This is a genomic window from Mycetocola sp. Y444, from assembly GCF_059445295.1.
Genome location: NZ_JCAIUB010000001.1, coordinates 887,144 through 899,939, shown reverse-complemented (window position 1 = coordinate 899,939; position 12,796 = coordinate 887,144). Strand labels below are relative to the sequence as shown.

Here is a 12,796-nt window from a genome sequence, read left to right as displayed (position 1 = left end):
GATGACCGATTACTCCACAATCGACTTTTCCCCTCTCGTCGCGCTGAGCGCCGATGAGGTCGTCACCCACTCCTTCGTCCAGGACGTCACCCTCCCGGGCGGTCGGGTGATCGCACTGATCACCCTGGACAACGGCCGCGACCACACCCGCCCGAATACGCTCGGCCCGATCACCCTCATGGAGCTCGGCCGGGTGCTCGACGAGCAGAAGGAGCGGGCCGGCCGCGGTGAGATTCACGCCGTGGCGATCACGGGCAAGCCGTTCATTCTTGCCGCGGGCGCAGACCTCAGCAAGGTGAGCGAGGTCGACTCTCGTGAGTCCGCGTTGCTCCTCGGCCAGCTCGGGCACTTCACCTTCGGCAAGCTCGACTCGCTCGGTGTGCCGTCGTTCGTGTTCATCAACGGACTCGCTCTCGGCGGTGGCCTCGAAATCGGGCTCAACGCGAACTACCGCACCGTCGACGCATCGGCACCGGCCATCGCACTCCCCGAGGTGTTCCTCGGTCTGATCCCCGGCTGGGGTGGGGCATACCTGCTGCCGAACCTCATCGGTATCGAGAACGCGCTCAAGGTCGTCGTCGAGAACCCGCTGAAGACGAACCGCATGCTCAAGGCTCAGGATGCCTTCGAGCTCGGTATCGCCGATGCCATCTTCCCCGCCGCGACTTTCCTCGAGGACTCGCTGCGCTGGGCTGGCGGCGTCCTCGACGGTACCGTCAAGGTGACCAGGAAGAACCAGCCCGGCAAGGTTGAACGGCTCGTCAAGTGGGACGCAGCGGTCGGCATCGCCAGGAAGATGCTCGAGTCGAAGATCGGCACGGTGCCGAAGTCCCCGTACGTCGCTCTCGACCTGCTCAAGGCAGCGAAGAGCGGAACCCGTGCAGAGGGGTTCGCGCGTGAAGATGAGGCCCTCGCGGATCTCGCCACTGGCGACCAGTTCCAGGCGAGCAACTACGCCTTCAACCTCGTGCAGAAGCGTGCCAAGCGGCCCGCCGGTGCCCCGGACAAGGCCCTCGCCCAGAAGGTCACCAAGGTCGGTGTCATCGGTGCCGGTCTCATGGCCAGCCAGTTCGCCCTGCTCTTCGTGCGTCGCCTTCAGGTCCCCGTCGTTATCACCGACCTCGACCAGGGGCGTGTGGACAAGGGGCTCGATTACATCCGCGGCGAGATAGCTTCCCTTCTCGCCAAGGGCCGCATCTCTCCCGATGAGGCCAACCGGCTCAATGCCCTCGTGTCAGGAACGACGAACAAGAGCGACTTCGCCGACTGTGACTGGGTCATTGAAGCTGTCTTCGAAGAGCTCGGTGTGAAGCAGGATGTCTTCGCCGATGTCGAGCAGTACATTTCGGAAACCGCGATCCTCGCCACCAACACCTCGTCGCTGTCTGTCGAGCAGATTGGTGCAAAGCTCGCGCACCCCGAACGCCTCGTCGGCTTCCACTTCTTCAACCCGGTGGCCGTGATGCCGCTGATCGAGGTCGTCAAGACGCCAAAAACGACGGACGAGACGCTCGCGACGGCCATGGCGACCGCGAAGGCGCTTCGGAAGAACGCGGTCATCACCCGCGACACCCCGGGGTTCGTCGTCAACCGCGTGCTCGCCAAGGTGCTCGGTGAGGCCATGTATGCCGTGGACTCCGGTACGAGCTTCGCGACGGTTGACGAGGCGCTCGCTCCCCTGGGGCTGCCGATGCCGCCGTCGCAGTTGCTCGACCTCGTCGGACTCAAGGTGGGCGCTCACGTGCTCGACACCCACCACGAGGCGTTCCCCGACCGGTTCTACCGGAGCGAGAACCTCCACAAGCTTGCCGAGTACGGCACGCTGCTCGAGAAGGATTCGAAGGGCAAGGTCAAGGGATTCGACAAGGGTGCCCTCAAGATCGTCTCTGGGGGCAAAGAGCCCCTTCAGGCGGATGCCATCCTGCGTCGTCTCGAGGACGGCCTCGCTGATGAGATCCACCGGATGCTCGAGGACCACGTCGTCGAAGGACCGGAAGACATCGATCTCTGCATGATTCTCGGCGCGGGCTGGCCGTTCCAGATGGGCGGGATCACTCCGTACCTCGACCGAACCGGTGCCAGCCAGCGCGTCTTCGGCGGAACGTTCCACGATCCCGAGATTCGCGGCATCCGCTAGATCACCCGGTTCAACGCGAAACGCCCGGCCATACGGCCGGGCGTTTTTCGTGCCGGCACGGGGCCGCGTGGTGCCGGCACCCGATGTGCTGCCAGCGGGAGCCGGCCTCCCACCGGCCTACGGATGCGGTCACGCGCACGGAAGAAACGGCATCCGTTCACTCCCGCGCTACCCCGAGCGCTGCACAAACTCGACCGGCGCTACATAAACTTGTGCAGCGCAGCGCAGGAACTGCAGCGCTCGATGCCCACGCGCGGGAACCGGCCTCGCACCCGCAAACTGATGCGGTCACGCGCACGGAAGAAACGGCAACCGCTCAACCCCGCGCTACCCCCAAGCGCTGCACAAACTCGACCGGCGCTACATAAACTTCTGCAGCGCGCCGCAGGAACTGCAGCGCTCACGCTGGGAGGACGAGCGAACGCCTACGCCTGTTCGCTCGTGTGTTCGGACGGTTCGCTGATACTGGAAGGCTCTGGCCTCGCCACCGGAATCCGGCTGCCGAGGACCTGCGCGACAACGTCACGCGCGATCTGCTGGCCGGTGAGGCCCGCGTCGACCATGATCTGCTCGCGCGTTGCGTGGTCGATGAACGTGTCGGGCAGGCCGAGCTCGTCGACGGCCGTATCGACTCCGGCGCTCCGCAGGTCCTGGCGGATTCGGGTGCCTACTCCCCCGACGCGGATTCCGTCCTCGATCGTGATGACGAGTCGGTGATCCCGCGCAAATTCGATGACACTCGTCGGAACCGGAACCACCCAGCGGGGGTCGATCACCGTCGCACCGATGCCCTGTGCTTCGAGGCGACGTGCGACATCGAGACCGATGTCGGCCATCGGGCCGACCGTGACGATGAGCACATCCGGTTTGTGGCTCTCGTAGAGCACGTCAACGTTGTCTTCGGTGCGGCGGACCGCCGGTATCGGCTCCTGCACACTGCCCTTCGGGAACCTGATCACCGTTGGCGCATCGTCCACTCCGATGGCCTCGGCCAGTTCTTCGCGCAGTCGCTCGGCATCGCGCGGCGCCGCCAGCCGGATGCCAGGGACGAGCTGGAGGATTGCCAGGTCCCAGATCCCGTGGTGCGAGGGGCCGTCCGGCCCCGTCACTCCGGCCCGGTCAAGCACGAACGTGACCCCGGCCTTGTGGAGCGCGATGTCCATGAGGATCTGGTCGAACGCGCGGTTGATGAAGGTGGCGTAGATCGCAACGACGGGGTGAAGGCCACCGAATGCGAGGCCTGCGGCGCTCGTGGCGGCGTGCTGCTCGGCGATCCCGACGTCGTGAACCCGGTCAGGGAAACGCTCGGCGAGTTTGTGCAGCCCGGTTGGACGCAGCATCGCTGCCGTGACCCCGACGATCCTGTCGTTCTGCTCGGCCAGTTCGACGAGCGTGTCACTGAAGACGCCCGTCCAGGTTTCGGCGCTGCTCGACGACATCGATTCACCGGTGAGGGGATCGATCTTCCCGACCGCATGGAACTGGTCGGCTTCGTCATCGACGGCGGGCGCGAATCCCTTGCCTTTCTGGGTGATGGCGTGAACGATCACCGGAGTGCCGTAGTTCTTGGCCTGCGCGAGGGCTTCCTGCATGGCGTTGAGGTCGTGACCGTCGACGGGACCGATGTACTTGATGTCGAGGTTCGAGTAGAGCGCCTCGTTGTTGCTGAAGCGGCTCAGGAAGCCGTGGGTGCCGCCGCGGACACCGCGGTAGAAGGCGCGACCCGGGCCGCCGAGCCGGTCGAACATACGCTGGCTGGTGATGTAGAGATCCTTGTAGGTCCTCCGCGTGCGCACCGTGTTGAGGAACCGCGCCATTCCGCCGATCGTGGGGGCGTACGACCGGCCGTTGTCGTTGACGACGATAACAAGGCGACGGGTGTTGTCGTCGCTGATGTTGTTGAGCGCTTCCCAGGTCATTCCGCCGGTCAGCGCACCGTCGCCGACAACGGCGACGACGCTTCTCTCGGTCTGCCCGGTCATTTCGAACGCACGGGAGATGCCGTCAGCCCAGCTCAGGGAACTCGACGCGTGGGAACTCTCGACGATGTCGTGCGGAGATTCACTGCGCTGGGGATACCCGGCGAGTCCGCCGCGTTCCCGCAGGTTCTCGAAGTCCTGACGCCCGGTGAGCAACTTGTGCACGTAGGACTGGTGCCCCGTGTCAAAGACGATGGCGTCCGAGGGCGAATCGAAGACGCGGTGTATTGCGAGCGTCAGCTCGACGACGCCAAGGTTGGGGCCGAGGTGTCCGCCGGTTCGGGAGACCTCGCTCACCAGGAAAGTGCGGATCTCAGCAGCCAGTTGTTTCAGCTGATCCTTCGAGAGGGCGTCAAGGTCACGCGGACCCCGTATCGACTCAAGAAGACCCATTCGAACTCCCTCACTACCATCCTGACCGGGAGGTGTGCCCCGGCCGTTCCACTCTACGCGCCGCCCCTGAGCGTTTCCGGTTGGAATCACTCAGGGGCGGCGTCGAGAATGGGTCAATCTGTGTGCTTAGACGAGGCTCCGCAGCACGTACTGAAGGATTCCACCGTTGCGGTAGTAGTCAGCTTCACCCGGCGTATCGATGCGGACCACAGCGTCGAACTCAACCGGCTGCTTGCCCTCGGGCGAGTGCGCGGTGGGCTCGGCGACGACGTGCACCGTCTTCGGGGTCGTGCCGTTGTTCAGCGCATCCAGACCGATGATGCTGATCGACTCGGTACCGTCGAGGCCCAGGCTCTCCCAGCTCTCGCCAGCGGGGAACTGCAGCGGGACAACGCCCATTCCGATGAGGTTCGAGCGGTGAATGCGCTCGAAGCTCTCGGTGATGACGGCCTTGACGCCGAGCAGGCTCGTACCCTTCGCCGCCCAGTCGCGAGAGGAACCGGAGCCGTATTCCTTGCCACCGAGGATGACCAGCGGGATGCCGGCTTCCTGGTAGTGCTGCGACGCGTCGTAGATGAACGACTCTGGCGCGTCTGCCTGGGTGAAGTCGCGGGTGTATCCACCCTCGACGCCGTCGAGCAGCTGGTTCTTCAGGCGGATGTTCGCGAAGGTTCCGCGAATCATCACCTCGTGGTTTCCACGACGGGAACCGTACGAGTTGAAGTCCTTGCGGGAAATGCCGTGCTCGGTCAGGTAACGGCCGGCAGGGCTGTCCGCCTTGATCGATCCGGCCGGGCTGATGTGGTCGGTCGTGACCGAGTCGCCGAGCTTGGCGAGCACACGGGCGCCGGTGATGTCGGTGACCGGGGTGGTCTCCATCGTCATGCCGTCGAAGTACGGTGGCTTCCGGACGTAGGTCGACTCGGGGTTCCAGTCGAACGTGCTTCCTGCCGGGGTCGGAAGTGAACGCCAGCGCTCATCACCCTCGAAGACCGACGCGTACTCGTGCGTGAACATCTCGGTGTCGATTGAGCTGTCGATCGTCTTCTGGACCTCGGCGGAGTCGGGCCAGATGTCCTTGAGGAACACGTCGTTGCCTTCGGTGTCCTTGCCGAGGGCATCCGTTTCGAAGTCGAAGTTCATCGACCCGGCGAGGGCGTACGCGATCACGAGTGGCGGGCTCGCCAGGTAGTTCATCTTCACGTCCGGGTTGATCCGGCCTTCGAAGTTGCGGTTACCCGAGAGCACTGCGGTCACGGCGAGGTCGCTCTCGTTGATCGCAGCAGAGATTTCCTCTGCGAGCGGTCCGGAGTTTCCGATGCACGTGGTGCAGCCGTAGCCGACGGTGTAGAAGCCGAGGGCTTCGAGATCGTCGGTGAGGCCGGCCTTGGCGTAGTAGTCGGTGACGACCTTGGAACCCGGTGCGAGGGTGGTCTTGACCCACGGCTTGGCCTTGAGCCCCTTCTTTGCCGCGTTGCGGGCGAGGAGGCCTGCAGCGAGCATGACGGACGGGTTCGACGTGTTGGTGCACGACGTGATCGCGGCGATGGTGACGGCGCCGTGGTCAATGGTGAACGTGGAACCGTCGTCGAGGGTCACGCTGGTTGGCTTCGACGCCGTTGATGGCGCTGAACTCGTGTGCGAGTGAACGTGGTTGTTGTGCTCGCTCTCCGGCGTGTTCGCTGGCGGGTCTGACGCGGGGAACGATTCGCTGACCTCGAGGTCGACGAGATCGTGCTCGACGTCCGCGTAGTTGTTCAGGTCGACCTCGAACTGGTTCTTCGCTGCGCTGAGCTCGATCCGGTCCTGCGGGCGCTTCGGACCGGCGATCGATGGAACCACTGTCGACAGGTCGAGTTCGAGGTACTCGCTGAAGGCCGGCTCGACCGACGGGTCGTGCCACAGGCCCTGGACTTTCGAGTACTCCTCGACGAGCTTGACCTGCTCTTCGCTGCGGCCGGTGAGGCGCAGGTAGTCGAGCGTGACATCGTCGATGGGGAACATCGCTGCCGTCGAACCGAACTCGGGGCTCATGTTTCCGATGGTGGCGCGGTTGGCGAGGGGGACCTCGGCGACGCCCTCTCCGTAGAATTCGACGAACTTGCCGACAACGCCGTGCTTCCGGAGCTGCTGGGTAATGGTGAGGACGACGTCTGTCGCCGTGACACCGGTGGGGATCGAGCCGGAGAGCTTGAATCCGACCACCTTGGGGATGAGCATGGAGACGGGCTGGCCGAGCATCGCTGCCTCGGCTTCGATTCCGCCCACGCCCCAGCCCAGTACGCCAAGGCCGTTGACCATCGTGGTGTGCGAGTCGGTGCCGACGAGCGTGTCAGGGTACGCCTGGAGCGCGCCGTTGACCTCGCGGGTGTACGTCACGCGGGCGAGGTACTCGATGTTGACCTGGTGCACGATGCCGGTTCCCGGCGGTACAACCTTGAAGTCTTCGAACGCGGTCTGGCCCCAGCGGAGGAACTGGTAGCGCTCACCGTTTCGCTCGTACTCGATCTCGACGTTGCGCTCGAGGGCGTCTTCGGTGCCGAAGAGGTCAGCGATCACTGAGTGGTCGATGACGAGCTCTGCGGGGGCAAGCGGGTTGATTTTGGTGGGATCGCCACCGAGCTCGGCGACGGCCTCACGCATGGTGGCGAGGTCGACGATGCAGGGAACACCGGTGAAGTCCTGCATGACGACGCGGGCGGGCGTGAACTGGATCTCGGTGTCAGGCTCCGCTGAGGGGTCCCAGTTACCGAGTGTGCGGATCTGCTCAGCCGTGACGTTCTTGCCGTCTTCGGTGCGGAGCAGGTTCTCCAGAAGGACCTTGAGGCTGAACGGCAGCTTCTCGTAGCCCTGGACGGTGTCGAGACGGAAGATCTCGTAGTCGGTACCGCCGACTGTGAGTGTGTTCTTCGCCCCGAAGCTATTAACTGTAGACACGTAGCCTTCTCCTTCGTTGGCACAGGCACTGACACGCTGCCTGCCTTGGGTCAATCTTGGGTTCCCCTTGGCCAGTTTTTCTAGCAAGGTTTGCCTAACAACCGCCCAATGCCTCAGGGAGCACCTGCATCAATTTATCTTGATGTCGAGATAACTCTATCAGGGGCGAACGGGACTGGTGCGGTACAACGCGCGGACGACCAGCCAGGTCAGAATAAGAAGAGGGGCGTAGAGCGGCAATCCCATGAGGAGCTTTGTCGCCGCGAGCCATTCAACGTTGCCCGCAGCGTAGAGCGGCAGCTGGACAGCGAGCCTCGCGATGAACATCCCCGCCCAGCACAGGGTGAGGATGATGAACGTCCGTCGCTTGACGGCATCCTTCTTCCACGCTGTCGAATCGCTCATCAGGTAGCCGGCGACCAGCCCGATGAGCGGCCACCCGACGAGTACCGAGATGAGCAGGGCTGCACCATACGCGCCATTGGTCACGAACCCGAGAACGAAGTTGTCCTCCGGCCGGTTGGTGACGAGCGCGAAGACAGCGGATGCCACTGCCCCGATGAGACCGCCGACCGCGCTGGCCACCGGCGTCTTCTGGACCAGACGTGCAACGGTCAGGATGGCCGCTATGCCGACGGACACGCCCAGGGACAGCGGCAGGTTCTTCGAAACGGTGTAGACAACGAGGAAGAGCAGGCCGGGCACGACGGCCTCGATGATCCCCCGGATGCCGCCCATCGCCTCGAGCAGCACGTGCCCGTTGGGTCGGTCGGCACGCGCCAGCGACTCAAGCCCTGCTTTCCTCGCGGCGTCAGCGAGGGCAGCGCCGACGACGGCGGCTGTTTCGCCGGTGTCGGCCCTGGCCCTGTCGCTGTCGCTGTCGGGGTCAGCGGAGGGCGTGGCCTGCCTGGCCGTTGCGCCGTCCTCGTCGAAGCCTGGCATCAGTCCGTCCGGGCCGCCGTCGGCGGCATCACGAGCGGGATCAGGTCGCGCGGAGGCATCGGTGCCGAACCGCGGACAACGACAACGCTGCGGAAGAGATCCTCGACGAGGGCCGCAGCCTCATCCTGGGTTGCTGCGTCACCGGCGATGACACCGCGGAGGAACCAGCGAGGACCGTCAACGCCGACGAACCGGGCGATTCGCGTCCCCGGTGCTCCACCGGCGCTGGCGACGACGGGAACCTCGGCGAGCAGTTCCGGACCGAGAGCACCTTCGCGCTCCGTGACCGTTCCGCCCTGCCTGGCGATCTGTTCCTGAATCTGTTCCCGCGTCTCGTGCCACAGTCCGGTGCTGCGGGGAGCGGCGAACGGCTGGATCTGGAGGGTTGAACCTGCGTAGTCGAGTCCGACCGCGACAATGCGCTTCGTGCTCTCCTCGACCTCGAGCCGGAGGTTGAGGCCGTCGCGGGGAAGGATTTTCACTCCGCCGAGATCGATGTACGGCCTGACCGGGTTGGCCTCTGACTCGTCGAACGGGCCGTCGCTTGCCCGGTTCTCGGGTGCAGACTTCGAGATATCGAGCGCGTCCGGCTCCTCGGCGGCTTCGGACTCCGCGAGTTCTGCCGACTGGGTGGAGTCGTCGACGTCGGTGACATCCACCTCGGTCGACTCTGACTCGTCCTGTGCGTTGACGTCAGGATTGGCCGTCGCTTCGATGTTCTTTTTCTTCTTGCTCATGACTGGGCTCCTGTCTGGATCGTGTCGTAGCCGGTGGAACCGAAACCCCTGTCCCCGCGGAGGCTGCCTGGCAGCGTCTCGACCGGCACGAATCTGGCCTGTGAGACCGGCATGACGATCATCTGTGCGATCCTGTCCCCCGCCTTAATCGTGTACGGCTCGCTGCTGTCGGTGTTCAGCAGCGTCACACGGATTTCGCCACGGTATCCGGCGTCGACGGTGCCGGGTGAATTGACGACGGTGATGCCGTGCTTGGATGCCAGCCCTGAGCGGGGAACCACAAAGGCTGCATAGCCGTCGGGAAGGGCGATTGATACGCCGGTACCGACGACCCGTCGTTCCCCCGGCTCGAGGGTCAGGTCTTCAGTAGACTTGAGATCAGCGCCCGCATCGCCCGGGTGGGCGTAGTTGGGCAGTTCCGGGGCGACAATGAGTACGTCTACGCTTTCGGTCACGTGTCGAGGGTAGTGCAGAAGTCTGGATGAGAAGAGACATGGCCGAATATCGAGAACGTTTATGGCCTGCCGTGTGGATCGTCGGGGTGACGGCACTTGTGATTCCGGCAAGCCTGCTCGTGCTTGCCCCGATCAGTGTCCCTGTCGGCGCTCTCACCGGAGTCGTCCTTTACGTGGGCTGCCTTCTCCTCTTTATTTACGGTGCACCGGTCATCGAGGTGAAAAACGGCATCCTCAGTGTGGGGCGCGCGTCGATTCCCGTTGAGCTGATCGGAGACGCCACGGCGTTCGAGGGTGATGAAGCGACCCTCGAGCGCGGCCAGCGCCTCGACGTCAGAGCGTTCCTCGTCATCCGTGGCGGCATCCGTGGGGTTGTCCGGCTGCAGATCGTCGACCCGCTTGACCCGACCCCCTACTGGTTGTTGTCGTCGCGCCACCCAACAAAACTGGCCGCTGCGATCTTGCGATCACAACGGCCAGATGTTCCCATCGAGACTTAGGCTGCACACTCCAGGCAGACCGGTCCGAGCTTTGACTCGTGATCGATCTGTGAGCGGTGCTTCACGAGGAAGCACTCAACGCAGGTGAACTCGTCAGCCTGCGGAGGCAACACAACAACGTCCAGGTCCAGGTCCGAAAGGTCGGCGCCCGGCAGATCGAAACCACCAGGATTGTCGGCATCTTCGTCGCCGACCGATCCTGACAGTTTGTCTGGCACGCGCTCCTTGAGGGCCTCAATCGACTCTGAATCGTCGTCGGTCTTCCTTGGGGCGTCGTAATCCGTTGCCATTTCCATCCACTTCTTGTTGTCTTCCGATCGCTTCGGCGGCCACAGTTTGCATCAATCTGGATCGAATAGCAAACCGGCTTTGGCCTCTGAGAAGCGACACGGTGTGGAACCCACGGCACGCCCACTGTATTCCCACGTAAATGGCACATGCCGTGACACCATTTGGATAACAAATCACAGCCTGAGAGGCAGTTGATCATGCACGATTTGAAGGTCATTGGCGTTGAAGACGGCGCCCTCATCGCCGCGACAGAGAGCGGCGAGCGTTTTCGTCTCGTTATCGACGAGGTTTTGCAGTCCCATGTGCGCCGCAGCCGCAAGGAGCCGACACAGGGTCCAAAGCCGAGCCCGCGTGAGGTTCAGGCCCACATCAGGTCAGGACTGTCGGCCGAGGAAGTCGCCGACATCACCGGCGCCGACCTCGAGTACGTTCAGCGCTTCGAGGGTCCGGTTCTCGCTGAGCGAGAACACATCGTCGGCGCCGCGCTGAGCGTGCACGTTCTGACCACCATCGACCCGACGCGCGAGGACGACGACGACACCTTTGGCTCCGCCATCAGGGCTCGTCTCGAGTCACTGGGTGCGTCTGAGGAGCGGTGGACCAGCTGGAAGGAGCCGTCAGGCGGCTGGGTGGTGAAGCTGTCGTTCACGGCCAGCGAGATCGACCACGATGCGCGGTGGAGCTTCGAGCCGAAGAAGCAGGCGCTCGCACCGATGAACAGCGAAGCTGTGACCCTGTCGAAGCAGGGCGAGCTCCCGCAGCAGGGCCTCATCCCCCGCCTTCGCGCCGTTGAGCGCGACGACTCACGTCCCGATGACAGTCGGTTCGACAGCGGAGCATTCAACTTCCGCGACAGCTCCGATGAGAGCCTTGACCTGTCACCGACCATTGACATCTCCGCGCTCGGGCGCCCGCAGGCATCCTCGAAGGCAGCCGCTGCGGCCGCGATCAACCGGGCGGAAGACCCGGGCTCACAGTCAAACCAGACCGCTGACCTCCTCGAGGCCCTGCGTAAGCGCAGGGGCGAACGCGAGTCAGCGCACACCGACGAAGCGCAGCTGGACACAGCGAAGGCTCCGAGGGTTGACGCCCCTCTCCCCGACAAGCCGCAGGCTGTTCCGGCCCCGGCCGAGACACCGGTTACTCCGGCGCGCGGCAGCGGCAAGCGTGGCCGCACGGCCATGCCGTCGTGGGACGAGATCGTCTTCGGGGCCCGCACCGACGAAGACTGATCAGGTCGGGCTCGTCGTCAGCGTGTAAAAGCGCCGAGCCTGATCAGCGGTATCGACCGCTCCTCGTGGGTCAGTGACCCGTGCTGACCGATCATCTTGCGCGCTGACTGGTCGGCCGGCCTGGAGTCGTAATACACGATCCGTTTGCGAGCTGCAACGACCACGTCTCCGATCCGCGGGAGGACCTCGTCAGAGACCGGTCCCATGAGACCTGATTCCACGAGCTCCTCGCGGGTGGAGACCCAGGCGCGCTGAGACTCGCTCTCTTCCCAGATCCGAGCGAGGGTTGCGCGGTCGGATGCCGTTGCGCCCGGCTCCAGGTACAGGTGCAGGCAGCGCGGTTCTCCCCCGGCGTGCCGTACGCCGTCGATCAGCTCTGGTGCCGTGTCGAACAACACGTGCGAGGACGGCGGAACGTCAACTGACCCGTGGTCGGCCGTCACGAGCAGTCCCGTGCGGGCCGGGAGCTCCGAACTCAGGGTTGAGACCTCAGCGTCAACCGCTTCGAGCACGGAGAGCCACTGGTCCGATTCCCACCCGTACTGGTGCGAGGCCCTGTCGAGCTCGGGGATATAGAGGTAGATCAGTGAACCCGGGTGATCCCGGGCCACCCGCACAGCGGCCGCGCGTCGCTCTGCGATGGTGTTTGCCGACACATAACTCGCGCCACGCAGGATGGCCCGGGTGAATCCTGACGCTGCGTACTTGGCCTGTCCGATCGCGAAGGTACGGATGCCGTCATCGCCCGCCTTTTCGAAGACGGTACGTTCGCGCTGCCAGGTCTCGGGGACCATTCGCTCATCCCAGCCGTTCAACTGGTTCACCAGCCGATCGTTGGCGGCGTCCAGGGTGCGGTAGCCGACCAGCCCGTGTGCACCGGGGAGCACACCCGTCGCGAAGGTGGCCAGTGCGGCCGCTGTCGTCGAGGGAAAGACGCTCACGATGGCGTCACTCTTGGTGGACGTCAGGAAGCGTGCGTGCCCGGCGCGGGCCTGGAGCTGTGCCCGCCCGAGCCCGTCGACCACAACAACGACGACGGATTCCGCGGCGGGGAGCGACAGTTCGTTCGGAATCCCCCTGAGCGCGGCGAGGGAATTCGGCAGAACATCGGCAAGGCTGCGGGCGCCTGCTTTGTCGGTGGGTAGCATTGTGGCCATCGGGCCAAGTCTGGCACAGAGTCGCCGACGCGGCTC

10 protein-coding genes are annotated in these 12,796 nt (G+C 64.3%); 3 read left to right on the top strand and 7 right to left on the bottom strand.

The window, feature by feature from the left end; translation table 11 throughout:
* Position 1: 1 nt before the first annotated feature.
* The gene (locus AC1C2M_RS04265; RefSeq protein WP_495435373.1) at positions 2 to 2,137 is read left to right on the top strand and encodes a 3-hydroxyacyl-CoA dehydrogenase NAD-binding domain-containing protein; all 2,136 of its coding nucleotides are present in this window, start codon (positions 2 to 4) and stop codon (positions 2,135 to 2,137) included.
* Between the two features lie 425 nt (positions 2,138 to 2,562).
* Here AC1C2M_RS04265 and dxs read toward each other — a convergent pair whose 3' ends face one another.
* The 5 genes from dxs to dut all read right to left on the bottom strand — a co-directional run bounded on the left by dxs (position 2,563) and on the right by dut (position 9,580).
* Positions 2,563 to 4,509 carry a 1-deoxy-D-xylulose-5-phosphate synthase gene (gene dxs, locus AC1C2M_RS04260; protein WP_495435372.1) on the bottom strand — a complete coding sequence of 649 codons (1,947 nt, stop codon included), beginning with the start codon at positions 4,507 to 4,509 and terminating at the stop codon, positions 2,563 to 2,565.
* A 126-nt stretch (positions 4,510 to 4,635) separates the two neighbouring features.
* Positions 4,636 to 7,446: an aconitate hydratase AcnA gene (gene acnA / locus AC1C2M_RS04255; RefSeq protein WP_495435371.1), complete on the bottom strand. Its 2,811-nt coding sequence runs from the start codon at positions 7,444 to 7,446 to the stop codon at positions 4,636 to 4,638.
* A gap of 159 nt (positions 7,447 to 7,605) precedes the next feature.
* Complete coding sequence (locus AC1C2M_RS04250) at positions 7,606 to 8,388, bottom strand: DUF3159 domain-containing protein (protein WP_495435370.1); 783 nt, start codon at positions 8,386 to 8,388, stop codon at positions 7,606 to 7,608.
* Positions 8,388 to 9,125, bottom strand: coding sequence for a DUF3710 domain-containing protein (locus tag AC1C2M_RS04245; protein WP_483404219.1), 738 nt, complete (start codon positions 9,123 to 9,125; stop codon positions 8,388 to 8,390). Before AC1C2M_RS04245 ends, AC1C2M_RS04250 begins: the two co-directional genes overlap by 1 nt.
* Positions 9,122 to 9,580, bottom strand: coding sequence for a dUTP diphosphatase (gene dut, locus AC1C2M_RS04240; protein WP_483404220.1), 459 nt, complete (start codon positions 9,578 to 9,580; stop codon positions 9,122 to 9,124). The genes AC1C2M_RS04245 and dut overlap by 4 nt, the downstream gene beginning before the upstream one ends.
* Before the next feature lie 38 nt (positions 9,581 to 9,618).
* Here dut and AC1C2M_RS04235 point away from each other — a divergent pair, with 38 nt between their 5' ends.
* The gene (locus AC1C2M_RS04235) at positions 9,619 to 10,080 is read left to right on the top strand and encodes a DUF3093 domain-containing protein (RefSeq protein WP_495435369.1); all 462 of its coding nucleotides are present in this window, start codon (positions 9,619 to 9,621) and stop codon (positions 10,078 to 10,080) included.
* On the opposite strand, the gene AC1C2M_RS04230 is transcribed toward AC1C2M_RS04235, so the two are convergent.
* Entirely contained in the window at positions 10,077 to 10,370 is a 294-nt protein-coding gene (locus AC1C2M_RS04230) for a DUF4193 domain-containing protein (protein ID WP_121658897.1), read from the bottom strand. The two genes, AC1C2M_RS04235 and AC1C2M_RS04230, sit on opposite strands and share 4 nt — an antisense overlap.
* Positions 10,371 to 10,568: 198 nt before the next feature.
* On the opposite strand from AC1C2M_RS04230, the gene sepH reads away from it, so the two are divergent.
* Positions 10,569 to 11,603 (top strand): septation protein SepH, encoded by a 1,035-nt coding sequence (sepH, locus tag AC1C2M_RS04225; protein WP_495435368.1) that lies wholly within the window; start codon positions 10,569 to 10,571, stop codon positions 11,601 to 11,603.
* 17 nt (positions 11,604 to 11,620) lie between these two features.
* Here sepH and AC1C2M_RS04220 read toward each other — a convergent pair whose 3' ends face one another.
* On the bottom strand, positions 11,621 to 12,760 hold the full coding sequence (locus AC1C2M_RS04220; RefSeq protein ID WP_495435367.1) for an alkaline phosphatase family protein: 1,140 nt from the start codon (positions 12,758 to 12,760) through the stop codon (positions 11,621 to 11,623).
* Positions 12,761 to 12,796: the final 36 nt, after the last annotated feature.

What these genes read in the sequence shown, in the direction of transcription:
- AC1C2M_RS04265 (WP_495435373.1), top strand. Translation starts at nt 2, where the DNA reads ATGACCGATTACTCCACAATCGACTTTTCCCCTCTCGTCGCGCTGAGC.
- dxs (WP_495435372.1), bottom strand. Translation starts at nt 4,509, where the DNA reads ATGGGTCTTCTTGAGTCGATACGGGGTCCGCGTGACCTTGACGCCCTC.
- AC1C2M_RS04250 (WP_495435370.1), bottom strand. Translation starts at nt 8,388, where the DNA reads ATGCCAGGCTTCGACGAGGACGGCGCAACGGCCAGGCAGGCCACGCCC.
- AC1C2M_RS04245 (WP_483404219.1), bottom strand. Translation starts at nt 9,125, where the DNA reads ATGAGCAAGAAGAAAAAGAACATCGAAGCGACGGCCAATCCTGACGTC.
- AC1C2M_RS04220 (WP_495435367.1), bottom strand. Translation starts at nt 12,760, where the DNA reads ATGGCCACAATGCTACCCACCGACAAAGCAGGCGCCCGCAGCCTTGCC.
- sepH (WP_495435368.1), top strand. Translation starts at nt 10,569, where the DNA reads ATGCACGATTTGAAGGTCATTGGCGTTGAAGACGGCGCCCTCATCGCC.
- AC1C2M_RS04230 (WP_121658897.1), bottom strand. Translation starts at nt 10,370, where the DNA reads ATGGCAACGGATTACGACGCCCCAAGGAAGACCGACGACGATTCAGAG.
- AC1C2M_RS04235 (WP_495435369.1), top strand. Translation starts at nt 9,619, where the DNA reads ATGGCCGAATATCGAGAACGTTTATGGCCTGCCGTGTGGATCGTCGGG.